Source organism: Mesorhizobium sp. P2_D5, from assembly GCF_056404355.1.
On the sequence record NZ_JBFUEE010000004.1, the window covers coordinates 104071 to 123964 of the forward strand.

Annotated in this window: 27 protein-coding genes and 2 pseudogenes; 7 read left to right on the forward strand and 22 right to left on the reverse strand. The window is 58.4% G+C overall.

Translation table 11 applies throughout. From position 1 onward, the window contains the following. Window positions 1–311 precede the first annotated feature (311 nt). The 7 genes and pseudogenes from AC1DYW_RS18090 to AC1DYW_RS18120 form a co-directional block, all read right to left on the reverse strand. On the reverse strand, window positions 312–2189 hold the full coding sequence (locus tag AC1DYW_RS18090) for a polysaccharide biosynthesis protein (protein ID WP_477227132.1): 1878 nt from the start codon (window positions 2187–2189) through the stop codon (window positions 312–314). Between the two features lie 1416 nt (window positions 2190–3605). Continuing rightward, entirely contained in the window at window positions 3606–4043 is a 438-nt protein-coding gene (locus AC1DYW_RS18095; RefSeq protein ID WP_477227133.1) for a hypothetical protein, read from the reverse strand. 183 nt (window positions 4044–4226) lie between these two features. Continuing rightward, complete coding sequence (locus AC1DYW_RS18100) at window positions 4227–4529, reverse strand: DUF1330 domain-containing protein (RefSeq protein ID WP_095091592.1); 303 nt, start codon at window positions 4527–4529, stop codon at window positions 4227–4229. 330 nt (window positions 4530–4859) lie between these two features. Next, window positions 4860–5024, reverse strand: a complete 165-nt coding sequence (locus tag AC1DYW_RS18105) for a hypothetical protein (RefSeq protein WP_477227134.1) — start codon at window positions 5022–5024, stop codon at window positions 4860–4862. 2425 nt (window positions 5025–7449) lie between these two features. Next, window positions 7450–7794: pseudogene (locus AC1DYW_RS18110) on the reverse strand (cytochrome c); the annotation flags it as partial. A 352-nt stretch (window positions 7795–8146) separates the two neighbouring features. Continuing rightward, window positions 8147–8321 (reverse strand): annotated as a pseudogene (locus AC1DYW_RS18115) (DUF768 domain-containing protein); the annotation flags it as partial. A 40-nt stretch (window positions 8322–8361) separates the two neighbouring features. After that, window positions 8362–8583: a hypothetical protein gene (locus AC1DYW_RS18120; protein WP_457154245.1), complete on the reverse strand. Its 222-nt coding sequence runs from the start codon at window positions 8581–8583 to the stop codon at window positions 8362–8364. A 421-nt stretch (window positions 8584–9004) separates the two neighbouring features. On the opposite strand from AC1DYW_RS18120, the gene AC1DYW_RS18125 reads away from it, so the two are divergent. Both AC1DYW_RS18125 and AC1DYW_RS18130 read left to right on the forward strand, forming a co-directional pair. Continuing rightward, window positions 9005–9364, forward strand: coding sequence for a tyrosine-type recombinase/integrase (locus AC1DYW_RS18125; RefSeq protein ID WP_477227135.1), 360 nt, complete (start codon window positions 9005–9007; stop codon window positions 9362–9364). A gap of 370 nt (window positions 9365–9734) precedes the next feature. Further along, window positions 9735–10055, forward strand: coding sequence for a hypothetical protein (locus AC1DYW_RS18130; RefSeq protein WP_477227136.1), 321 nt, complete (start codon window positions 9735–9737; stop codon window positions 10053–10055). A gap of 48 nt (window positions 10056–10103) precedes the next feature. Here the strand turns inward: AC1DYW_RS18130 and AC1DYW_RS18135 are convergent, their stop codons facing one another. The 3 genes from AC1DYW_RS18135 to AC1DYW_RS18145 are packed head-to-tail and all read right to left on the reverse strand — an operon-like array spanning window position 10104 to window position 11580. After that, window positions 10104–10430: a hypothetical protein gene (locus AC1DYW_RS18135; protein WP_477227137.1), complete on the reverse strand. Its 327-nt coding sequence runs from the start codon at window positions 10428–10430 to the stop codon at window positions 10104–10106. Then, entirely contained in the window at window positions 10427–10879 is a 453-nt protein-coding gene (locus AC1DYW_RS18140) for a hypothetical protein (RefSeq protein ID WP_477227138.1), read from the reverse strand. Before AC1DYW_RS18140 ends, AC1DYW_RS18135 begins: the two co-directional genes overlap by 4 nt. Window positions 10880–10881: 2 nt before the next feature. Continuing rightward, window positions 10882–11580 carry a hypothetical protein gene (locus AC1DYW_RS18145; protein ID WP_477227139.1) on the reverse strand — a complete coding sequence of 233 codons (699 nt, stop codon included), beginning with the start codon at window positions 11578–11580 and terminating at the stop codon, window positions 10882–10884. Window positions 11581–11694: 114 nt separating this feature from the next. Between AC1DYW_RS18145 and AC1DYW_RS18150 the strand changes: the two genes are divergently transcribed. Together AC1DYW_RS18150 and AC1DYW_RS18155 are read left to right on the forward strand one after the other, a co-directional pair. Next, entirely contained in the window at window positions 11695–11934 is a 240-nt protein-coding gene (locus AC1DYW_RS18150; protein ID WP_477227140.1) for a hypothetical protein, read from the forward strand. After that, window positions 11931–12143, forward strand: coding sequence for a hypothetical protein (locus AC1DYW_RS18155; protein WP_477227141.1), 213 nt, complete (start codon window positions 11931–11933; stop codon window positions 12141–12143). The genes AC1DYW_RS18150 and AC1DYW_RS18155 overlap by 4 nt, the downstream gene beginning before the upstream one ends. 105 nt (window positions 12144–12248) lie before the next feature. Here AC1DYW_RS18155 and AC1DYW_RS18160 read toward each other — a convergent pair whose 3' ends face one another. Both AC1DYW_RS18160 and AC1DYW_RS18165 read right to left on the reverse strand, forming a co-directional pair. After that, complete coding sequence (locus AC1DYW_RS18160) at window positions 12249–12434, reverse strand: hypothetical protein (RefSeq protein ID WP_477227142.1); 186 nt, start codon at window positions 12432–12434, stop codon at window positions 12249–12251. Further along, a complete protein-coding gene (locus AC1DYW_RS18165) occupies window positions 12431–12982 on the reverse strand; it encodes a hypothetical protein (RefSeq protein WP_477227143.1) in 552 nt (183 codons plus the stop codon). The genes AC1DYW_RS18160 and AC1DYW_RS18165 overlap by 4 nt, the downstream gene beginning before the upstream one ends. 154 nt (window positions 12983–13136) lie before the next feature. Here AC1DYW_RS18165 and AC1DYW_RS18170 point away from each other — a divergent pair, with 154 nt between their 5' ends. Next, entirely contained in the window at window positions 13137–13427 is a 291-nt protein-coding gene (locus AC1DYW_RS18170; protein WP_477227144.1) for a hypothetical protein, read from the forward strand. Window positions 13428–14040: 613 nt separating this feature from the next. On the opposite strand, the gene AC1DYW_RS18175 is transcribed toward AC1DYW_RS18170, so the two are convergent. Next, window positions 14041–14211 (reverse strand): hypothetical protein, encoded by a 171-nt coding sequence (locus tag AC1DYW_RS18175; protein WP_477227145.1) that lies wholly within the window; start codon window positions 14209–14211, stop codon window positions 14041–14043. 210 nt (window positions 14212–14421) lie between these two features. Here AC1DYW_RS18175 and AC1DYW_RS18180 point away from each other — a divergent pair, with 210 nt between their 5' ends. Then, on the forward strand, window positions 14422–14559 hold the full coding sequence (locus tag AC1DYW_RS18180) for a hypothetical protein (RefSeq protein WP_477227146.1): 138 nt from the start codon (window positions 14422–14424) through the stop codon (window positions 14557–14559). A 475-nt stretch (window positions 14560–15034) separates the two neighbouring features. Here AC1DYW_RS18180 and AC1DYW_RS18185 read toward each other — a convergent pair whose 3' ends face one another. The 3 genes from AC1DYW_RS18185 to AC1DYW_RS18195 all read right to left on the reverse strand — a co-directional run bounded on the left by AC1DYW_RS18185 (window position 15035) and on the right by AC1DYW_RS18195 (window position 16470). Then, entirely contained in the window at window positions 15035–15277 is a 243-nt protein-coding gene (locus AC1DYW_RS18185; RefSeq protein WP_477227147.1) for a hypothetical protein, read from the reverse strand. Window positions 15278–15348: 71 nt separating this feature from the next. Beyond that, a complete protein-coding gene (locus AC1DYW_RS18190; RefSeq protein ID WP_477227148.1) occupies window positions 15349–15570 on the reverse strand; it encodes a DUF768 domain-containing protein in 222 nt (73 codons plus the stop codon). A gap of 24 nt (window positions 15571–15594) precedes the next feature. After that, window positions 15595–16470 carry an ATP-dependent DNA ligase gene (locus AC1DYW_RS18195; protein ID WP_477227149.1) on the reverse strand — a complete coding sequence of 292 codons (876 nt, stop codon included), beginning with the start codon at window positions 16468–16470 and terminating at the stop codon, window positions 15595–15597. A 103-nt stretch (window positions 16471–16573) separates the two neighbouring features. Between AC1DYW_RS18195 and AC1DYW_RS18200 the strand changes: the two genes are divergently transcribed. Continuing rightward, window positions 16574–16855 carry a hypothetical protein gene (locus tag AC1DYW_RS18200; protein ID WP_477227150.1) on the forward strand — a complete coding sequence of 94 codons (282 nt, stop codon included), beginning with the start codon at window positions 16574–16576 and terminating at the stop codon, window positions 16853–16855. Window positions 16856–17622: 767 nt separating this feature from the next. On the opposite strand, the gene AC1DYW_RS18205 is transcribed toward AC1DYW_RS18200, so the two are convergent. From AC1DYW_RS18205 to AC1DYW_RS18230, 6 genes are all read right to left on the reverse strand, one after another. Further along, the gene (locus AC1DYW_RS18205; protein WP_477227151.1) at window positions 17623–17853 is read right to left on the reverse strand and encodes a hypothetical protein; all 231 of its coding nucleotides are present in this window, start codon (window positions 17851–17853) and stop codon (window positions 17623–17625) included. A 123-nt stretch (window positions 17854–17976) separates the two neighbouring features. Further along, complete coding sequence (locus tag AC1DYW_RS18210) at window positions 17977–18165, reverse strand: hypothetical protein (protein ID WP_477227152.1); 189 nt, start codon at window positions 18163–18165, stop codon at window positions 17977–17979. A 30-nt stretch (window positions 18166–18195) separates the two neighbouring features. Beyond that, window positions 18196–18597, reverse strand: a complete 402-nt coding sequence (locus tag AC1DYW_RS18215; RefSeq protein WP_477227153.1) for a DUF1515 family protein — start codon at window positions 18595–18597, stop codon at window positions 18196–18198. Continuing rightward, window positions 18597–18788, reverse strand: coding sequence for a hypothetical protein (locus AC1DYW_RS18220; RefSeq protein WP_477227154.1), 192 nt, complete (start codon window positions 18786–18788; stop codon window positions 18597–18599). Before AC1DYW_RS18220 ends, AC1DYW_RS18215 begins: the two co-directional genes overlap by 1 nt. Further along, a complete protein-coding gene (locus tag AC1DYW_RS18225) occupies window positions 18773–19012 on the reverse strand; it encodes an ABC transporter permease (RefSeq protein ID WP_477227155.1) in 240 nt (79 codons plus the stop codon). Before AC1DYW_RS18225 ends, AC1DYW_RS18220 begins: the two co-directional genes overlap by 16 nt. Window position 19013: 1 nt before the next feature. Continuing rightward, window positions 19014–19823, reverse strand: coding sequence for a glycoside hydrolase family 108 protein (locus AC1DYW_RS18230; RefSeq protein WP_477227156.1), 810 nt, complete (start codon window positions 19821–19823; stop codon window positions 19014–19016). Window positions 19824–19894 lie beyond the last annotated feature (71 nt).

Sequence of the window (19894 nt, forward strand, 5' to 3'; positions counted from 1 at the left end):
TCAGATGTCCCCTACAGTCTCGATGAAAGACGCCGCCATCTAACCGCCAGAGGAGCAAAGCACTCACTCGACAATACCAATGACACCGTGAACCCCGATCCTTTGTGCGCAGGAATTGTTTATCACGGTATTAATCGATTATGGCCGGAACCGGGCAATATTGTGGCGCCGGTGCCTTGGCGGCCGGCCGGCAGCTTGGACGGATTAGGCCTGCGTCCAGGCGACATGGACGCGAACATGGTAGGGACGCTTTGCACAAAGTCAGGATGGCAATACGCTTTTAGCTTGTGGCGGTGGCACCGCGATGAGGATCAGTGCTTGCCCGAGTCCTCCCCGCTCATCAGCAGGTGAATCTCGCTCCCCGGATTAAATTCCCCGACGGTCGATTTCAGAAGCCGTAGGGCGCCGGGCAAATCTTGGGCGTCGATCCTGCGCTTCATTTCGTCGAAGATGCGCACGATCAGCGCTCCCTCGATCGACCGTGGAGATGCGGCCAGGATCCCCGACGCACCGGTCCCGCTCAAGGTTTCCTTGTTGTCGAAGAGTTCCTCGCAAAGCTTTTCCCCAGGCCGAAGCCCGGTGTAGACTATCTGAATGTCGGTGTCCGGGCGGTGCCCCGAGAGACGGATGAGATTTCGAGCAAGATCCACGATCTTCACCGGCGAGCCCATGTCGAGAACGTAAATTCGGCCGCGCTCCTGCTGCCGCTCGCGGCTATGGGCCGCCGCCTGCAGGACGAGGAGGCAGGCTTCCGAAATTGTCATGAAAAAGCGTTCCATTTCCGGATGGGTAACTGTCACAGGGCCGCCGGCCCTGATCTGCTTCTCGAACAGTGGGACCACGGATCCGGCCGAGCCCAGGACGTTGCCGAACCGAACGGTGACGAAACGTGTGCCGTTGACCGCCGAGTCCAGATCCATCGCCTGGCAGAACATCTCCGCCATCCGCTTGGTCGCGCCCATAACGCTAGAGGGATTCACAGCCTTGTCGGTCGACACCATAATCATCGTGGAGACGTTGGCACGAAGCGCGGCCTCAGCGACATTACGCGTCCCGATCGCGTTGGTGAAAAGGCCTTCAAGCGGCTGAGCCTCAACGATCGGCACATGCTTGAGTGCTGCTGCGTGGAAGAGCACGTCGGGCCTATGGCCGGCAACGATTCTGTCGACGGCGTCCTTTTCGCGCACGTTGCAGAGGGCAGCATGCAACTTGAGGCTCGGGCGGGTGCCAGCGAGTTCAGTCTTGATAGAGTAGAGAAGGTGCTCGCTGGCGTCCACGAGAATGAGGCCACGTGGGTTCAGGGCCGCGACCTGCCGTGCCAGCTCGGATCCAATCGAACCGCCCGCGCCGGTGATCATTACGGTCCTGCCCTCGATCATTGAGGCGATCTTGAGCGCATCAAGTCTAACGGGCGGCCGATGCAAGAGATCTTCTAACTTGATCGGACGCGGCTCAATTTCAGCATCGATGCTTTGCATGTCGAGAAGGTTCGGAAGCTTCAGGATTTCGACTTTCTGCTGTGTCGCAATCTCAACCAACGCCTCGATGCTGGCGTGCTGTTGATAGTCCTCGCGCGAACGCGTCAGGATGAGCGCTTCGGGTCGGCGCCCCTGGGCCTCAAATCGATTGAGGATCTGCGGCAGTCTTTCCAGCGGACCCAACACTGGAACCCCGCGAATAGAACGTCCGGTCCTGCGCCCCCGTTCGTCGATTATCGCGAGGATATTGAATGACGCATTATCTCTCTCCTTGGTGGTCCTCAGGAAGGCGTCGGCGTTGTCGGTGGCTCCAACCAGCAGCACGAACTTGCAGGTGCCGCGATCGAACAAGCGACCGGTGTCGTGGCGATTGCGATAGAGCCGATACGCGGCACGCGGCCCGGCTAGCAGCACGATCAGGAAGGCCCAGGCGATCAAGATCGAAGAACGGGGAATCGAGCCCAGTCGATCCAGCAGGAATTGGGCCACTGTGAAGCTAGCGACGGACGCGCTAGCAGCATAGGTGATTGCTAGGAGATCCGTCAGCGACGCATAGCGCCAAATACCACGGTTCAGTCCAAACAAGAAACCGACGCCGCTGACAATGACCCCGAATAGAGCCGCTGCACCAAGGAAATACGTCAGGTTTTGAACGACAATATCGAAATCAAGCCTCAACACGAGCGAAAGCAACATCGCGGCAGCACCCATTATGCCGTCGTGAACCAGCGCCAAGCCTCGCAATACTATCGGCCGAGAAACCCTCCAAAACCAAGTCGCATTGTCCCCAGTATAAACACGCTCTCGCCGTTTGCGTTCTGCTGGAGACACTAGTTTAGACCTTTAACAAAGGCGGCGATCATTCGCGGACGTCTAATTTCCAAACAGCCAAGGCTCGGTCGCTCGGAGTCGCAGTATAGGGCTCTGGCGCTAACATGTGCCAGCAACTTCTGAAAATGGGAATCCTTCACGCGCTGATAGATCTTCGAGCGGTAGCCGTCGAACTTGACCTCGAGAATCCAGTTGTCACCTCGGGAGGAGCGTTTGGCCGGAAATTAACTTCGGCCAACGCAGCCACGCCACCTTGCGGGCAGATGACGGGCTTCTCTAGAGAGGCCGGAGAGGGGCACAAGCTGGCCGGTATACAAACGTGACGCCATAATATTAGTTTCGTCTAAAATGCAAAAAAACCCGCCACGTTGCGGCGGCTGCGTTGGTCGCTCCGAGCGCCAGTGAATACCGGCACAAACGTGCTTGAGGCCGAGATCGCCGCGGGCCTTGGTGCCTGAAAGCTCACACCTAGCCCGTCCCTTGGAGAAACTCCGAGGTTTGATGAAAATGGCGACGCGGGATACAAAAGCTCCCAATAGACGACTGAAGTCGGCACCTGCTTGTGCGGGCGAAGGTGCGCCATGGGGAATGTCAGATGTCAGAGAAGTCATATTGCAGCCGCGTGCTTTTCCGGACGGGAATCCTTGCTCTAAACTCACCCCTAGACAGACATGAATCGATGCTCGTTAAGAGAACCGCGACTGCTCTGCTCTCCTGCCTGGCTATTTCGGGTTGCGGGATGGCCAAAGCTGCGAGGGAAACCGGGCAGACGTTCGACAAGTATGGGTGCCTTGCTCGTGACTTCAAAGGCCAGCCGCCTTGCGAACCTGACAATGCCGTAGCGCCCTGACGGGGAGGCAGTCTGCAGCACGATCAAGGCGTTAGGCAACAAGCGTCCTATTTTGAGCCGGAAGCGGCCGGGCCGCTTTTGGGTGTGAGAAGTGGGTGGGCAGACGTTTGGCTCGGCAACGGATGTGGCCTGGACTGTCAAAGCTGCCCTTCAACCAAAGACTCGGAAAATCCCGATCGGGATTTCGATAAAGCGCGGGAAGATCCACCTCTGCGAAACATTCATTGGCATCAGGCATCAGCCTTCATTGCGGGTCCGGATGATCGACGAGGAAGGCGAGACCGACGGGAGCGCTTAGGCCATGGGTTCCGCGATCACACCATAGGCGTCTGCATCTCAATTATATTAGCTTGTGCTTGAGGACCTTTTCCGTCTGGGACGGCGTCCACCACCCCAACACCCTGCCCAACGAGTGCGCCGGCGGGAAGCGAGGAAGCATGAGCAGCTTAGGAGTATGGGTCGTACTCGCTACGGCTTCCATCGCGATCATTTACCTGTTGTCGTATGTCTCGATCAGGATGTAGGGGCAGCGGCGCCAGGCGCGATGAGGGCTTACCGGGAGCGGTGCTTGGTTTGACGGCAGCCAAGCTTTTCTCTCTTGCCCTCTCAAGTTCCAACAATCTGATGTAATAGGTATCAAAGGCCTCACTGTTCTTCAGCTCCTTTCTCCGGAGATGAAGATACTGCAGCGCAAACGCAAAAATCGTGATTAGGCCGATCGGACCCGCGATGTGATTGCCGCCTGCAAGCCAATAGAAGACCGCAACGACGCTGCCGGCTATCGCCGCCGCCGCCACACTTCCCCTGATAGGATCAAATCTTGGCGGCGGCGCAACCGTATCTGCCCGTCGCCTGGCCTCGAAGCTAACGCGTGCAGCATCCAATCTGACAATTCCCTATTATCGACGCGAATGGCCGGCGCAGGGGATGCTGGGGAAGCGAAGCCGCACCGGCCACCTTGGCGGGAAAAGCCCCCCGCGCTTATAAGTTTATCGTATATTAGATATCGCGCAATTAAGACTGAAGTCCCTCGTTTACTGGCCCTAAAGGCCCGCTTCGCGGCACCGTCAGACAATGGGTGTTGTGATCCCTTCCAGCGCAATGATCCTGGTGTTGGCGCAACGTTTTCGAATCTCGATCAGGCGGGCGTACTCCGGCGAATTGTACCAGCCCATCAATGACGCCATATCGGGGAATTCGATAATAACCAAACGGTGTGGCTCCCAGTCACCTTCCAGAACCTTGGTCGCACCGCCACGACCTAAGTATCGCCCGCCGTAGCGCGCCTCGGTGGCCGGAACATCCCGCCGGTATTCCTCGAACGCGGCAGCGTCTTTTATGTCTACATCCGCGATAAGATAGGCGGCCATTTGTGCTCCCTCCCTTTGTCGTCGAACCCCTTCGCCATCGCTTTGGCCTTCCGTTTAGATCTTTACCGGTTTGTGCTCCACCTTTTGCTGCTTCCATCGTTCTTACGGATAGGTCCCGAACATATTAGCGAAAGCGTATATTTTCACCAGCCGGCACGCTCCCCAACCCGCGCCGGTCAGGCCCGACAGTCTGCTGGCCCCCCGCCGTGCGGAGATGCCGGGCCGCTTAATCTGAGCGTCGCTGCCCTGGTGTCTTCGGGTGGCTGGTGAACGAGATGTTTCGGTCAGGGCGCCCAGCGTCACGGCAGGGCTGGCAGAATAGGACCCGGATCAAATCCCATCGTAGGCAGCCGTAATCTTCGCCGAGACGGTCACCAGCGCTTGGATATCGAGGTCGGCATGCCGGCGGCACGTCGTGCAGTCGACGGAAAGCCCCGACCCGATCTGCAGCTTCTTGCCGAGCGTGTCCTCGACGAACGGATATTTCATGGTCATGGGATGGCGCTACCACCCTTGGGAGGCCGCACAGGCCCTGTCCCGAACCATTGAATGAACGGCGCATCCTTTGCCGGTGACGTCCTTCACCGTCTTCAACAGCGCTTCGTGGGTGCGCTGCAGCGCTCGGTAATGCTCGCTGCTAGGCGAGAGAAGCGGCTGGACGATGCTCTGCTGCTTAGTCACCACCAATGCCCCCTTGGGCGAAAAGCCCGCCGCCAGCGACTGAGAGCGGGCAGCGGGCCTTTGATTTTCGGCAGGTGGAGGCCCGCCGGGCAGCAAAGTGCCGTTCGCTGCCGACGGTGATGGTTATCTGGCTTTGCGCGGACCGACGACTTACTGACTCGTAAGGCTATGGAACAGGATGCCGACGATCACTGAAATGCGTCGGGTCCGCTGCCGGGGAGACAGCGGACTCAAACTAGGGCCAGGAGGGGCAAGGCCCTTTATGATCCCTATGCGGGGATCAGGGTGATAACACCGGGCGAGCACAAACGTTCCGTCGGCTGAAAGATATTTCCCAAGCTTTGCTCCACGCCCGATTTGACTCGCTAATCGCTGACTAAAGCGTACTGAAGGAACGTCGCTGGCCAATTTGAACGGGCGCCTGGCGCTTGGAAGAGTCGATCACGCTTTCGCCCCTACGAGGGATAAAGCGATGTCATCCGACGATCATCTCGATTCTGAGCAACCTGCAATGCTGACAAAGGTTCTCAACGACTATTGCACAGAGGCAGGAATTCCAGAAGGCCATCCGGCATGGGAACACTTCGGCCGGCGCCTCAAGAGCCTGTTCCAGTCCGGGATACATGATCCCGATGAACTGGTGTCCAAAATGAACACTGGCTACGAGGATTGGCTAGGCGAGATCGGCGCCACGGGTCCTTTCATACCGCCCAAACTATCGTCCGAAGACCGTCTCGTAGGCGACAATCGCTTGCCAGGGTCAGACCTAAGAGGCAGGCCAGCCGTAGCGAATAGAGTTCGGATTTAAGAAAGCCCGGATTTTTTGGTGACGGGCATCCGGCCGGCATTTTTTCAACCGCGGGGCATTGTCCAAAAGGCTGTATTCAAACTCCAGCGAGCGCGCTATGATGAATATTAGGCGCCGTTCCCCTCAAAGCGCCGCTGGGTAATGGCTCGGCGCCCCGCTGGTTTGTTGAGTGTCAAAAGGGCGCCGGGATGGATTGCCTGGCGGAAAAGCGACCGGCTTCACTGGCATTTCTGGGTCAACATGGTAGTGCCCGGTCGGGGGGAAAGGCTCAGGGCTAACCGTCGCATATGAAGCCCTTAACCTTTATTCAACATGTCTAATTTAGCGTCGTTTAATGCGCTTCTCCATTCTGCTTTTTGGCTGGGCGGCATTCTTCGGTTGGGACTTTGCTGCCAACGATGGCGAATTCACAGTGGGCCTCGGCATGCGAGTTGCCCACCTACTCCATCTTTCTGGTCTTATATGAAGCACAGCGCGCGTTTCCGTTGGCCTCTTTAGGCACGGGACGGACCATCCTTCCTCCGCCTGACCCGCATTCGCATACGGCGGTCCTCGTCACTAGTCGTGCTCATCAGGGGCGACCTTGTCGGCTTGGGGTGGTGTCCCCCTTCTGAAAAGAGAAGGGCGAAACGATAGATCCTCGAGGGAACAGGTCGGTAGATCGCGCGCAAAAGTGCGTCCGCCGTGCGTTGGCCAAGTTCAAGCATGACGTTGTCGTATGTGTCGGAAATCCGGCAATTGGGGCAAGATAAGAGGTCGGACCCTTGAGGCTCACTGACGCTGCTGAGGGGCACTCTGCACGAATTGCAGACAATCCTAGGGGCGCTTTCGATCATCTAGAGAGATATCTCGCTGTTTTAATCAACAGAGCAATTTCGGTGCCAAGCACAATTGATCCGTAGCGGGACATCTAGCGCCGTTCGCTTGGCGATATGAGAACGTCGGTTTCCAGTCGCGGTTGCGCTGCGCCTGGATACCCCGGCAATCAGGAACCACAGTGAAGAACACCGGCCGGCGGTCGCTCCTTGCAGCCTTACAATCCGAGCAGCCGAAGAGACCAGATCCCAATGCATGGAGCCGCGATCCGGGCCGAGCCGGTCGATAAGCGCTTGGACGTCGTTGAGATGGTTCCGGCAAGCGCCCGGTAAGGCCCCTGAAAGGATGATGGCCACCCGCACTTAGCCTTAATTGAGCGACTTCAGATTTGGTTGTAGAGTCACTTGAGCGGGAGATCTGACCTCCCCCGCAATGGCCGGTGCAGCTTTAAGGCCGGCACCCGCCGTCGACTGCGGATGTACCAGCGACGGCGGGAGCAGCGGCAAGCACCGGCTTCAGGGCAAGTAGCGCCCCGCCAGCGCCCGTTCACTCATGCCGCTAAGCAGGAGTTGCGCGTCGACAAAATCATCAGAGAAATTAATTCGTGGACGACCGTCAGCGAATCTTTTGGCGGAACCTGGAGTGGCAACTGGTGCAATCCTGCAAAATCATGTGCACCAAGTGTTCTGCGGGCAGCGTCGCCGGATCGGGTTCAGCCGCGTTAGTGCGCTTCCCCAGCAGACTTCCGCCGTCCATCATCGTTCCAGGCCCCATCCGCATTTCGGCGTTGATTTGCGGGGGCGCATTCGCAGCCTCCTTAGCAAGTGCAGTTGTGAGCGTGGCGATGTGGTGAGCCAGCGCCTCAAAACTTCGTCGGTCTTGGTCGATTTCCGGTTTGGCACCGGACAGTGGACCGAGCGATCCGGATGGAAACTCGCCAACGAGGCTCCCGGTTCGATCTCGTAGGGTTTCAGCAGCGTCTCGAAATGCAGCAGCATTGTAAGGGACTTGGCCGTTAACATCCCAGCAAGCGTTTTTGCAGCCGCTGCCATTTGTTTCATGGACGCTTGGCGGGCCACGATGAGTGCTTCACTGCCAACCTTGGCAGCGGCCAGGGTTGAAACACAAGCCAGTGCAAGCCCCACCGCAAGGACGATGCGTTTCACCGAGTTGTGCGCTCCCCAGTGCGGGCAGGCCGCAACTCCAATGTTCATGCGCCTACCTCCAAGTCACGCTTGGGCCATACACCTTCCAGTACATGGAAGGTCAAGCCGCGTGATCTCGCCGGCAAGCGGCGAATGGTCACTCCGGCACGCCAGCATCTGTCGACCTCTTCGCCGATCTCGATCCCCCAAATTCCGATCACCGCCGCGTCAGCAATCAGTTTGTGGGTGAGCTCGTCAACCGAGATGACATCGGGCCTTTGCCGTCTCGGGGACGTTGTTGGCAATCCATTGATCTAGGAAATCGATTCCGCGCGTGCTCATTGAGCCATAAGCTCGGCAGCTCAGGTTCCAGCGGACGGTTTCAGATAGAGTGGCGAACGATCTGGCCTGACATCGCGCCGATCACCGCATCGAGTAATTCAATGTCCTTCAAAGCTGCGATTTCTAAAGGGTCGGTGCTTTGGGCTAGAGTCCTGATTTCAGGCACGCCATCAGCGTCACGGGGCGCAAAGCTCTCGACCAGGACATCTCGATACTGCTTCAGCAAGCCGAGCGCATGATGATCTAAAGTCTCTTGATCCACAGGCCGATCGTATCAGAGCGCCAACGGCCTCGCCAGCAAGCGTTTCCCCTGGTCGCCGTCCTACAGCGCCGAAGCGTCCCGCGCGGCCTGCCGCTCGTGAACCCTTTCAGATCCGTCGAAGCAGACCGACACGTTGAGCTTGGGGAAGTGCAAGACCTTGCCCTGCCACCATGTCCGCTCAATCTCGTATCCGCCTACGCCCTCGGCCCATCGCGTCCAGCCTGGCCAGGGCGTCGGTAAGTTCGCTGTCGCGCATGGCTCGCGTTGGCCTGTCTCATTTCGGGACAAAAATGCTGGCACCGGTTTTGCACTGCATAGATTGCCGGTACCCTCCTCCTACCGGCCCTGATCGGGGATCAGGAAGTAAACTTTCGCCGGGCTTGAGGGATTGGGGTTCCTTCGCCCGGCGAGTTTTCTTTCAATGCAGCACATGGCGCCGGCCAGCGAGGAACATCGCTTGAAGCTTGGCATGGGCAAGGTTGAGAAGGATCTGGCTTTTCCGACGTGGGATGGCCGTATTCGAACCCTTCGCCCGTTGTCAAAAGAGTTCACTCGGGAAGCCGAAACTGCTGGTGATCCGCAAGTCACCTTCCATGGTCTCCCTCATACCTGTATCACGCACCTGTTGCGCAACGGCGTTCCTGTGCAGGTCGTGTCGGCCCGCGCCGGTCACGCCGATCCGTCAGTCACCCTGAACATTCATGCGCACCTGCTCCCAGGACAGCAGGAAGGTGCCGCAGCGGTGGTTGACGCGGCCCTCAATGCCGCACTACAGGAATGAAGCGCGAACCAGTCGGGAACGCCCTCGGTGCCAATCCGGTGCCAACAGGCCGAAGCCAGCCGGCATCGCACTACCTAAGTGATTGCAAAATCACAACGGAGGAATGGCCGAGCGGTTTAAGGCACCGGTCTTGAAATTCGGTTACGCGCATCCCTCCCCCTCCCGTTTAATCCCATTAAGTCATTTGTTGTCAACGTCTTGGCGGGCTATGTTGCGCCTTACGTGCCTTCCTATCCCGCACGATACCGTAGCGTTGCGTTGCAAAAAGCGTAGCAGTTTGTTCGCAGCCTGTTCACCCGTTGCTTTCCAAGGGTTTCCTGCGACTATCGGCAGGTTCACGGGACATCGAGGCGACGCGCGGGAGGGTTTGATGTTCGAATTATTCAGGGAGACCCTCAAGTATGATGCCAGCCAGTTGGCTTTTATCGAGGAGAGGAAGGCCGGGAAACTCCGACGCAAACTCACACTACTCGATGAAACTAGGGCAAAATTGAAGTTCGACCTGGACAGCGCTGCCTCTGCGGCTGCCCGTATGCACAGGTATCAGCCTTTCAATGACGAGACGCCACAATGCCCGCGCTGTTGGATATTACAAGCCAAGCAGCAGCCCTTGGTCAACCAAGGGAGTGGCGGCAATAAGGATCTATTCAAGTGCCGCGAATGCGGGCACGAAGTGCCCTTCGAGCCTTAAAGCCCGCCACCGTGAGGCAGCGGGCTTTAAAAGGGATCGGCTCATTTGTCAGCAGCGAGCGGCCCGGCGCGGGACTAACCTTGCCCACGAATCAGTGTGCCAATCCTGCCCGATCTGCGGCAACTCGGGATCGTTCGACCAGCTATGGGTTTCGCCATAGTCTTCCGGGCAATACCCCTCCGCGTCATGCTGTTCTTCAAGGTCGCAGTCGTCTTGCTCGCGGTCTTCGGTGCCGACCACCTCAATGCCGCCTGCCAAGTACGGCTCTAGATCCGGGTCGGGCTCCACGAGGTCCAGCAGGGAAATCAGCCGCTCAATTTCATCCTCGATCGAGCGGCGGACGGCCGGGTCGAAAAGGCGAAGCTGCACGTTCATGACAGCACCGCCTTCCGGTTCGCCCTTCGCCCCGCCTGCTTCCGCCCGACTGCTTCGAGCCGCCCGGCCAATGCCACCTCATCGCGGGAAATGGCCAGCGCGGTTTCGGGAGTGCCGCCACCATTCCGCTGCAGCCAATCCTGTTTCCAGCGAAGGTGGGAAACACGCTCGGCAGGAATGAACACCTGCTTCAGGCCTTCGACCCGCCACGCCTGAAACGCCTTTTCGGCAAGCTCCCTGGTCTCGATTGCCTCGTGACTTTCCCTGCCGTGCGTATCGATAGCGAGTATCCGGCGAAAGTCGGCGACCATGCGGAAATGAAACGCCAACTCGATTTGCATGCGGCCAGTCCGCCAGTCCTTGGCAGGCTTCAACCATGTTGTGATTTCGGCCAGCTCGTCTGTCACGACTGGCGCGGGCTTCGGCCGGAAAGCAATAACCTCACCCATGGTCATGCCTCCCGCGCAACCGAGAACGACGTAAGGAGCGCGACGACTTCTTCGGCATCCACGGCCCAACCCATTTGCTCGTATGAGTGTAGGAGGCAGTCCGCCTTCGCCCGGACATCGTCAATCGTCTGGCACGGCTGGCGTAAGAGACGCCCCCATACTTCGCCGAAACGCTCTAGCGCCTCGTCTGACAACTGGGATGCTTCGTGGTATTCGCTCGCGTCGATAGTGGCTTCCTGCTCGCGCAAAGAAGTCAAACCTTCATCCCGCGCACTGGCGAGGCTCGCCATCCACCGATTGTGGCCGGCGCGATCCATGCAGCTGGATGCCCACGACTCCTCGACCTGACCCAGTTTCCGAGCAATCTCAGCTTCGAATTCCGCCGACGAGCGGAACGGTTTAGGCCGATGCGACCAGATGGACGTGAGCCCGCCTGGTGGTGTCCACTCTGGGAAAAGTTTGTCGCCGAGCGCTTCGGCGATTGCGACCTCCTTGGCATTGCAAATGGCGTAGGTGCTTTCCGCCGACTGACAGGCAGCAATAGCGTCCTGCACGCTGGTCGAGCCCGCCGCCGCATGAGCATAAGGCGCGACCATGATGACAGCGGCAGCGGTTGAGATAGCAGCCGCACCCAGCAAGAGGTTGCGGCGGTTGACGTTGGGCATACCTTCGGCGGCAGCCCGAACAGAGGTGTTCGGCATGAGGCAAATTCCTTGTTAACTGGTTTTATTTACCAGTTGACCATGAATTAGTATTAGCTTGCCGTCAACAGCAAACTATGAAAAAATACTAGCTGGATAAGAAAAGGACACAGAATGCTCACAACCGGAAACCAGCTTCGCGCCGCGCGCGCCTTGGCTGATATGGACCAAGGGACGCTTGCGAAGCGGGCCGGCATCAACATCAACACGGTAAGCGCCATGGAGAAGAAGGGCGGCGAGATGCTGACCAGCGGACTGGACAAGGTGCGCGCCGTGATGACCGTTCTTGAGGAAGCCGGCATCGAGTTTCTGAATCATGGAAGCCCAGGCGTGAGGCTGAGGACTAAGTCATGAAGCACGATTTTGGTGGCCGGGATGCGCACATCATCGCATCAGCGTTAGCTTATGCCGTTGCAGTCATTGATGCCCTGCCGCGAGAACTTGCCGCCCAGAGTGACCAAGCTGACATGAAGGCGATGCTGGGCGACATGATTTCGCAGGACAGCGAACTTGCCCGTTACATAGACCGGTCGCGGAAACACATCGAGGCCTTGCGCCTCTGACCGCCAACACTCCCCGCGTCGCCAAAGCGAGGGCCGCCGCCATGAAGGCACAAAAAAGCCGGCGCGAGGGTTTCAGGTCTCGGCCGGCTTTGTCCGTTTCAAATATCAGTGGCGTGAAAGTCGCCTCCGTCTAGACATCTCGGCTATGACGAACCTGAAGTCGACGGCCTCGCGGTCGTGCTGTTCTTCCGCCGGCTCAGCCTCCAAGTCCGGGTCGCCATCCATCTCATCCAAAAGACCGATCATGTGTTCAATCGTCGCCTCGACCCGGCGCCGGAAGAAGACGCTCATTCGTCGTCCCATTCGACTACCATCCGACCGCCGAGAGCTGCCACAGCTTGATGTATGCGGGCGGGCGGCACGGTTTTACCTCTGCAGAAATTGCGAAAGACCTTCTTGTTGCCAAGGGATCTATCCAGATCGATCGTCGTCATTCGCAAATCAAAGGCCCGACGCTTGATCGCATCCACCAGGGCGTCGCCCGTTGGAACGGGTGGGCGCTTGGCAATGTTGATTTTCTTATAGAGGAGACGGTTGGCGACCTGCGCCACTGTCAGGCCCAGCTCGCAGGCCATACTCTTGCGGTCCCTGCCCTCGGCGGCAAAGCGGCGCAATTTGGAATCCTGAGCAATGGTCCAAATGTGCTGTTCCTTGTCCGGTATTAGCCCGCACTTTTTCGCCATCCTCCTGATGGCTTTCTCGCTCCGATGCGGAAGATGTCTGCGCAACAATTCAGTATCCGGCCAGTGCTTGCGGAGTACTTCGCTCTCGACGAATGTCCAGGTGTCGTCCCGGCGCACAATGCGAGCGCGACGGAAGCTAGGGAAATTACCGTGCATCGTTATCTCCGGTTCCATTCACCCACCGCTTCGATAAAGTCTGACGCAGCCCGACGGCAAGCGCAGCGCTTTTTTCAAGCACTCTCCGACTTCCACAGGGTGGAAAAACTCAACGGGAATTGAGTGACGGCAACAAAAGGTGATTTGAATTCCGATGAGCCGCCTTTCCATCGCCGAAGAGCTTGAGAGCGCCGCAGATCGCATTGCAGACGTGTCACGGGCAGATCTACAGATTATCCTTCGCCGCGCTGCCCTGATGCTCCGGAACGTCGCTGGCGTACCGCTGGAGCGTGCAACGGAGGATGCGCTCAACTCCATCGCCGCCGAGATGAAGGTGTCCAGGCCCGACCTTATCGCGAGGATTTTGCGTGAGTGGCTGGAAACGAATGCCTATCTGCCGGTCCAGATGATCGACGAGGAAAGCGAGACAGACGGGAGTGCGTAGGCTCACGGCCAAGTTCAGAATGACTTGGGCGGCACGTACAGGCAGATCGTAATGTCAGGGTTGCCAGATGGTATCTCACGATGCCGGCCTGCCGTTACTTTTTGGGCATGACACCAATGAAAACGCATATCGTGTGACTGACGCACCCTGCGGTCTGCGTAAGGCAGCAATTCGCCTGACGGCACCTTGAAGCCCTGACTTGTTTCGCGGACGGCATCGTCTGCCATCGGCTCGCAATGCTGGTCATGGCAGCACTGTTTTTCGTACCAGTCATCATGTGCCGATGCCAAAGGAACTCCGAAGGCGCAGGCCGCGGCGATGGTAGCGCCCAACCCGAATGTGCTGCCGCACCCCCTCAATGGCCAGATCATGAATTACATTAGGCTTATCTGATATGACGGCGCAAGCGCAGCGCATGGCCTTCCTACTGTTCCGCTAGCGCTTCGATTTGGCGATGCCCCCGCCTAGGGTGAGGCTGCGGAAGTGAAATTGCCACCGGCATATATTAGGAGCACATTATTGATGGGGCTTGGGGGGATCCACCCATCTCTCCGGTCCAAGGGCCCGGCGTCTCGGAGTTCCCAAACCCAAAGGTGTCGGGCCCGCCTCCGCTTTATTTCGGCTTCGGCGTGATCTCTTCCACCCTGACCTTGTCGCCGATCTCCTTTGCCATCTCGAAGGCCGCCAGCTTGTCTTTGGTGGTTAGCACCGTGCGCCAATGCGGTTTCTCGAACACTCTGACAATGTAGGTGGTTCTTGCGGGCAGCTCAGGTCCGGCTGGCATACTTCACCTTGTGCGCCGGATGGCCGGTGCGGCCTTGGGGATCTTGGGGATGCACAGGCCGCACCGGTCACTGCGGGTTGTGATTGGACGTCCCTCCCGCGCTGCCTAAGCTATAGGCATATTAGCAATAGCTCAACTAAGACTTAAGTCCCTTCCCTGCGGTACAAAGCCGTAGCGCCGGACACGGCCAATTGAATTGCGGCGCAGGCGATGCCTGATTACCTGCCTGCCATGAACCGAATGAAACTCGCGCTATGGATTGGGCTTGCCGTGCTGGCGGTGCTGGTCTTGGTCGTAATCTATCTTTTTGTGACGGCGGATGCGCCCGACTGGTCAACGCGGCTTTGAGGCGCGAAAACCACGGTATAGCCACACTCGTGACATTTGAACAAAGCGTTCTCACCCCTGCCTTGGTCACGCATAGGCTCATGGCTTGCCCGCCATATCCAGCAGCGCGGGCATTGAGGCGTATCGTCTTTAAGGGGCTGATATGTATCTAAGCGGGCACCCGCCGCGAGCTTATTGTTCAGATCGCATTCCAGTTTTGCCTTGGCTTCATCGTGCAAAGCGAGTTTGTGCCTTATGTGTTCGGCCTTCTTCTTCTCGTCACTAGAGAGTCCTCCAGCGAGGCGTATTAGTGTTTGCCACTTCGGGCTCTCGTCCAACTCAAGGTTGCGTAGCCTCGACGCGAAACGGACCATTGTAGGCCCTCCAACATTCTAGCGTTCATGTCGCCGCGCGGAACTTCGTGATTTAAGCTATGGGCGTATTAGCAACTGCGCAACTAAGCCTATTGGCGGGACTAAGACTGAAGTCCCACAAGCTACCCAGCCGTAGGAGGCCGCACCGGTCCCGTGGTGTTCCACGGGATAAACTCGACTTCCTTCCCTGTGACTTCCCGCACGGCCTTCAACAGCACTTCATGCAAGACGCGCGTCTGCCGGTAGTGCTCGCAATGCGGCGATATGAACGGCTTGACGATGCTCCAGTGCAGCGCTTCCGCCGCCACAAGAAAGCGTTCGATTTCAGCCTGCGATAACTGCTTGGATGGGTTCGATCTGGCCATAGGCGAACTCCGTTAAAGGGGATCGCCGCAACGGGAGGATTATATTCCTCATCTCTGATTGGCCGGCAAGGCTATTCTGGCAGGCTCGCATCGTAGTGCACAATCGCGTCGAGGATCGTTCGATAAAGGCTGTCGACTTCCTCGTCGATCTCTTCCCGCTTGATCCCCACCCATTTGGCATCGGCAAACAGCTTGTGGGTTAGCTCGTCAACCGAGATGACATCGGCCTTCGTCGTCTCGGGGACGTTGTTGGCAATCCATTGATCCAGGAAGTTGATTCCGCGTGTGCTCACCTCGGCATAAGCTGGCGAGTGGTATTAGGTTCCTTCCTCCCGAAAATCCTGTAGCGAGGCATGGCGCAGATCATCCTCGCCGCGCAGGTGCTTCACTCGGCCAATGATGCCCGGCTTGACCCATTGCGTCGCCGGCCGCGTCATGCCCTTGGGAGGCGGTCCTGCGTGCTCCTGGACGCGCTTCCATAGGCGCTCGCGGATCGCGCGGCTGGAATTGATAAAGGCAGTGCCGACATACCTCCCGGTCGCACGGTCGGCCATCAGTGCGAAGGCTGGCTTGCCGGGCTCACGCTCGACGCCAAGCAATTGGTATTCATCGATCGTGTAGCATTTCGCCTTCAGCCAGTTGGTCGACGGACCGCTTCGGTATTTGCTGTCCTTGCGCTTTGAAACCATGCCTTCAAGGCCGGCCTGATCGACCAGATGAAAGATCGCCTTGGCGTCGCCCGGCAGCGCCTGACTGAATTGGATGCGACCACCTTCCGGGATCATCTCAGCCAGGATCTCGCGGCGGTCTTCAAGAGGCATGTTGCGTAGGTCGTGGCCATTCAGGTGCAGAAGATCGAAGGCGACGAAATACAGGTCTTGCTGGCGCCGAGTGATCGCCGTCCATAGCGCGGCGAAGTCGGACAGGCCGGCGTCGTTCAAAACGATGATCTCACCGTCGATGATGGCGCTTTCCACCTCGAGCAAGGCGGCAGCGGCGGCTAGGTCGCGATACTCCGACGTCCAGTCGAGACCGCGGCGGGTGAAGATGCGGACGATATTGCCTTCCAGAACGATCTGGGAGCGGTAGCCGTCGAACTTGACCTCATGAATCCAGCCATCGCCCTCGGGAGGTTTCTCCACCAAGGTCGGCATCATCGGGGAAATGAACGACAGCCGATCGGCCTTAATCATGCACAGAACCCGCCCAGGAACGCGATTCAAGCCGTGACGCTCGATTCCGTTCCGGAACATTTTAGCTGAATTGAATGTTTATGGGGAAACGGGACGCAAACCAATGGCCAAAGGCTTTCAGCTGGGCGACGAAGTGACACTTACGGCCACGATCATGAAAGTCCTGCCGGGCGGCCTGTTGAGCGTCAACATCCCCTCTTACAACTACCCCTTCGCCATCGACACGCCGCAGAAGGCCAAGCCGGGCGACAGGGTCGAGATCACCGGGTTCGTGACGCGCATTGACGCCGAGGAGGGCAAGATCACAGTGCGGACGGATGGCGGCGGAATCATCACGGTGGACAGGGAGATTGTCGCCGCTGATCGCGTGCAGGTGACGGATTGAAAAAGCAATCCGACCTTGGACCACCGATCCCCGGCAAGCGGCACGGCGGCGCCCCTGTCGATGAGGATGATAACTTTTATACATGCCCAACGTGCGGGCAGCAGGTTGATATGCGCGACCTGCGCCAGGTCATTTGGCACGAACAGCCAAAGCACAAGCCGCTTGGCCCATCGCTGGTTTCAAGCTGATCAAAAACAAAAGCCCGCCACGGAGGAAGCCGTGACGGGCCCCGAAAGCTGTCGAAACAACTTTCGTGCACCCGCGTCAACAGATGCGCAGCCGAAACGAGCCAGATAACAAACCGTTCCAGCATGCACAAAAAAGCCCGCCACCTTGGGTCAAAGGTGACGGGCTCCAAAGACGCCAGCATGGGACGTTAGCTGGCGGAGAGTAACTTTCTGGGGAAACATTAGTTGCGTCTAAAACATAAAAAGAGCCCGCCACCGGTGGCGCTCGGAGAGTGACCGCCGAGCAGGATCAAAACTTCACTCTCTGCAACAGGTTTCCCTAAGGGCACAAAAAGCCCGCTGCCTTTTCAGCAGCGGGCCAGGGTCATGGTCAAGCAGCATTGGGTCAACGATCGGCGGAGGGTTGGTTGCGCGTCGTCAGCGGCAGACCAAAGACTGATCAGCCGGTGAGCGCCATTTACGATTTGTTGAGCATATTAGCGCACGCTGATAACCGGACATGCTAGGTAGCTCGTACATGCCACGAAGGGCCCTTGCGCACTCACCCCGCGCTGGGGCCTTTTACTTTCCATAGCTTGGTTAGCTTGGCAGCTTCGTGAAGTCTGTGCGGCGGGCACGTACTGCGGCCAGCAATTCAGCATCATCCTCGGTTGTGCCGCTCAGAAAAATGGCCAGCACGGTTGACGCCAGAATCTCGCCATCCACGAAAGCGCGGCCCAACCTGGCATCGTTGCATATCTGATCAAATACACGCTGACAGGTCGCTAAATCCTCCGGGTTTAGGATTTGGCTTTGCGGGATACGCAGCATCGCAATCCCCTCAAAATGGGCGAGAGTGCAGTCTAGTCTCCCAAGCGGCAATGCCCCCCAACGAGCGCCGACGAAGGGTAGAGTACGCCCTATTGCGCGATTATCGAGTCAATTCCCCGTGGCCTAGCGGCCCTTGCCCTTGCCTGCCATTTGGGCTGCGGGCGTTGGCGGGCTGGCCTCTTTGAGAAGCCTCAAAGCTTCCTCTCGGGTAAGACCGCATCTGCGGGCATAGAAGTCAGCTTCGGCCACCCGTTCGCGGTCGATTGGCTCCTCACGGCTCTGCTTTGCCTTCTTGCCCACGAAGAGAATCATAGCACATTCCGATAGATAGCTCCAATTCGTTCACCCGCCCCGCAGCACGCGCCAGATGTCGGACCAGTACGCCGTGACCAGCGAGGCAAGTGCCGCCGCCGCCATGCCGGTGACGCCCAAAGCGCCGAGCCCCATAAGCTTCCACCTTGTTACCTCGGCGGTGACCACCTTCACGCTGGTCATGTCGTCATTCAGCTTGCCGACAGCCGTTTCCGTTGCCGCGACCCGTTCGACCAGCTCGTCAGTCTTTTGATACATTTTCGCTCGGCTAGCGGCGGCACGCTGTTCTGACTGCTCATAACTGAGCGCAGCACGGGAATCGCTGTCCTTGATGTCGCGGCGGATTTCGGTCACGTCTCGCTGGACGCCTTCCATAGCGGCGACGAGGCCGCCAACCATCATTTCAAGGCTTTTCGTCGCCGATGCTGCCATCAGGGAACCCACCCGCAAAGACGCTGGCCCTTCTCGTTATGAGCCAGGATAGCCGCCACCGACGCATCCGAGAGCGTGGCGACTTCCGCCTTCGTCGGCCTGATCGGATGTTCAACGGCGCAGAACGATCCGCTGGCCGTCTGGCAACCGGCTATGGCGAGCAACGCCGCCAGCGTCAGGACTTTGACCATTTGCCAAGCCTCCCCCGATTGTCATCAGCCGTCCGTCCGGCCACGGCATCATCGATCTTCTGGCCCTCTGTCGCGGCGGCGGCATTGTCGGTCGCCTGCTTGTTTCGTTCCGCCTTGGCGCCGGCAACGCGTTGCTGCAAGCCGAAGCCGAGCGCGCCGATGATGGCCGCACCGATCGCCAAGATTGTCGAGTTGGCGGTGAGAAAGGCTATGAGCGCGCCCATCTCAATTCTCCACCGTCGATCGGATGTCCTTCACGGCGTTGATGATCTGGCTTTTGAGAACGAGCAGGATCAGCAGAACCATGATCAGCACCACACCGCCGGCAAGGATCGCCTGCCAATCCATGCCGCCGAGCCAGCCAAGGCCAATGCCGCCACTGCCCAAAGCCGTGGTGATCCAGCTCCAGCGGTTGGTCTTCTCCTTCACCTTGGTATCGACCAGGTGCGGAACGGTCGGCTTGTCCACTTCGACCGGCACGTTGACCTTGACGACAGAGGGCTTCTCCGGTGTCGGCTGCGCGGACATTGCTATGGCAGCAGCGCGCACCGAAGAGACCCGGCTTTGCCAGCCCCTGCCGAATGTCTTCCACGTCGGGAGCCGCTTCAGAAAGGCCAGGCGGGCGTCAGATACCGTATCGATGATGACGCCGGCCGGCTTTGCTCGCACCGCTGAAAGCGTCGCAGGACCGATCTTGCCATCCTGCTTGATATTGGCCCCACAGGCGGCCTGAAGGTATTTGGCTGCCCTATCCGGTCCGCTGTTGACCGCGAAATCGAACACCGCATAGTCGACTCCGTCCGGCAGTTCGGCACCCGCAATGGCGTCCCAATAGAACCGGCGGTAGACCGTCGCAATCTGGGCATCGGTGATATGGCGAAGGTCGTCCTTCGTCGCATCGGCCTTCACATAGCGGCGGAAGTTGGCGAGCGTGACGCCTTTCATGGTGGCGCCGCCAGGGTCGGCCGGATTGTCCGACCACCCACCTTCAGATTTCAAGACGAGCGCAAGCGCCCGCGCAAAGTTGCGGTCCATGATGGTATTGTCCTTTCAGATGATGATTGACTACAGTGTTCGGGGGCCGGGCTTGGACGGCTAATAGAGGA

What these genes read in the sequence shown, in the direction of transcription:
- AC1DYW_RS18225 (WP_477227155.1), bottom strand. Translation starts at nt 19,012, where the DNA reads ATGGGCGCGCTCATAGCCTTTCTCACCGCCAACTCGACAATCTTGGCG.
- AC1DYW_RS18215 (WP_477227153.1), bottom strand. Translation starts at nt 18,597, where the DNA reads ATGGCAGCATCGGCGACGAAAAGCCTTGAAATGATGGTTGGCGGCCTC.
- AC1DYW_RS18150 (WP_477227140.1), top strand. Translation starts at nt 11,695, where the DNA reads ATGCTCACAACCGGAAACCAGCTTCGCGCCGCGCGCGCCTTGGCTGAT.
- AC1DYW_RS18220 (WP_477227154.1), bottom strand. Translation starts at nt 18,788, where the DNA reads ATGGTCAAAGTCCTGACGCTGGCGGCGTTGCTCGCCATAGCCGGTTGC.
- AC1DYW_RS18165 (WP_477227143.1), bottom strand. Translation starts at nt 12,982, where the DNA reads ATGCACGGTAATTTCCCTAGCTTCCGTCGCGCTCGCATTGTGCGCCGG.
- AC1DYW_RS18125 (WP_477227135.1), top strand. Translation starts at nt 9,005, where the DNA reads ATGCAGCACATGGCGCCGGCCAGCGAGGAACATCGCTTGAAGCTTGGC.
- AC1DYW_RS18200 (WP_477227150.1), top strand. Translation starts at nt 16,574, where the DNA reads ATGGCCAAAGGCTTTCAGCTGGGCGACGAAGTGACACTTACGGCCACG.
- AC1DYW_RS18195 (WP_477227149.1), bottom strand. Translation starts at nt 16,470, where the DNA reads ATGATTAAGGCCGATCGGCTGTCGTTCATTTCCCCGATGATGCCGACC.
- AC1DYW_RS18145 (WP_477227139.1), bottom strand. Translation starts at nt 11,580, where the DNA reads ATGCCGAACACCTCTGTTCGGGCTGCCGCCGAAGGTATGCCCAACGTC.
- AC1DYW_RS18230 (WP_477227156.1), bottom strand. Translation starts at nt 19,823, where the DNA reads ATGGACCGCAACTTTGCGCGGGCGCTTGCGCTCGTCTTGAAATCTGAA.
- AC1DYW_RS18090 (WP_477227132.1), bottom strand. Translation starts at nt 2,189, where the DNA reads ATGGGTGCTGCCGCGATGTTGCTTTCGCTCGTGTTGAGGCTTGATTTC.
- AC1DYW_RS18140 (WP_477227138.1), bottom strand. Translation starts at nt 10,879, where the DNA reads ATGGGTGAGGTTATTGCTTTCCGGCCGAAGCCCGCGCCAGTCGTGACA.
- AC1DYW_RS18170 (WP_477227144.1), top strand. Translation starts at nt 13,137, where the DNA reads ATGAGCCGCCTTTCCATCGCCGAAGAGCTTGAGAGCGCCGCAGATCGC.
- AC1DYW_RS18180 (WP_477227146.1), top strand. Translation starts at nt 14,422, where the DNA reads ATGCCTGATTACCTGCCTGCCATGAACCGAATGAAACTCGCGCTATGG.
- AC1DYW_RS18210 (WP_477227152.1), bottom strand. Translation starts at nt 18,165, where the DNA reads ATGATTCTCTTCGTGGGCAAGAAGGCAAAGCAGAGCCGTGAGGAGCCA.
- AC1DYW_RS18175 (WP_477227145.1), bottom strand. Translation starts at nt 14,211, where the DNA reads ATGCCAGCCGGACCTGAGCTGCCCGCAAGAACCACCTACATTGTCAGA.
- AC1DYW_RS18105 (WP_477227134.1), bottom strand. Translation starts at nt 5,024, where the DNA reads ATGACCATGAAATATCCGTTCGTCGAGGACACGCTCGGCAAGAAGCTG.
- AC1DYW_RS18100 (WP_095091592.1), bottom strand. Translation starts at nt 4,529, where the DNA reads ATGGCCGCCTATCTTATCGCGGATGTAGACATAAAAGACGCTGCCGCG.
- AC1DYW_RS18205 (WP_477227151.1), bottom strand. Translation starts at nt 17,853, where the DNA reads ATGCTGCGTATCCCGCAAAGCCAAATCCTAAACCCGGAGGATTTAGCG.
- AC1DYW_RS18160 (WP_477227142.1), bottom strand. Translation starts at nt 12,434, where the DNA reads ATGAGCGTCTTCTTCCGGCGCCGGGTCGAGGCGACGATTGAACACATG.
- AC1DYW_RS18185 (WP_477227147.1), bottom strand. Translation starts at nt 15,277, where the DNA reads ATGGCCAGATCGAACCCATCCAAGCAGTTATCGCAGGCTGAAATCGAA.
- AC1DYW_RS18130 (WP_477227136.1), top strand. Translation starts at nt 9,735, where the DNA reads ATGTTCGAATTATTCAGGGAGACCCTCAAGTATGATGCCAGCCAGTTG.
- AC1DYW_RS18155 (WP_477227141.1), top strand. Translation starts at nt 11,931, where the DNA reads ATGAAGCACGATTTTGGTGGCCGGGATGCGCACATCATCGCATCAGCG.
- AC1DYW_RS18135 (WP_477227137.1), bottom strand. Translation starts at nt 10,430, where the DNA reads ATGAACGTGCAGCTTCGCCTTTTCGACCCGGCCGTCCGCCGCTCGATC.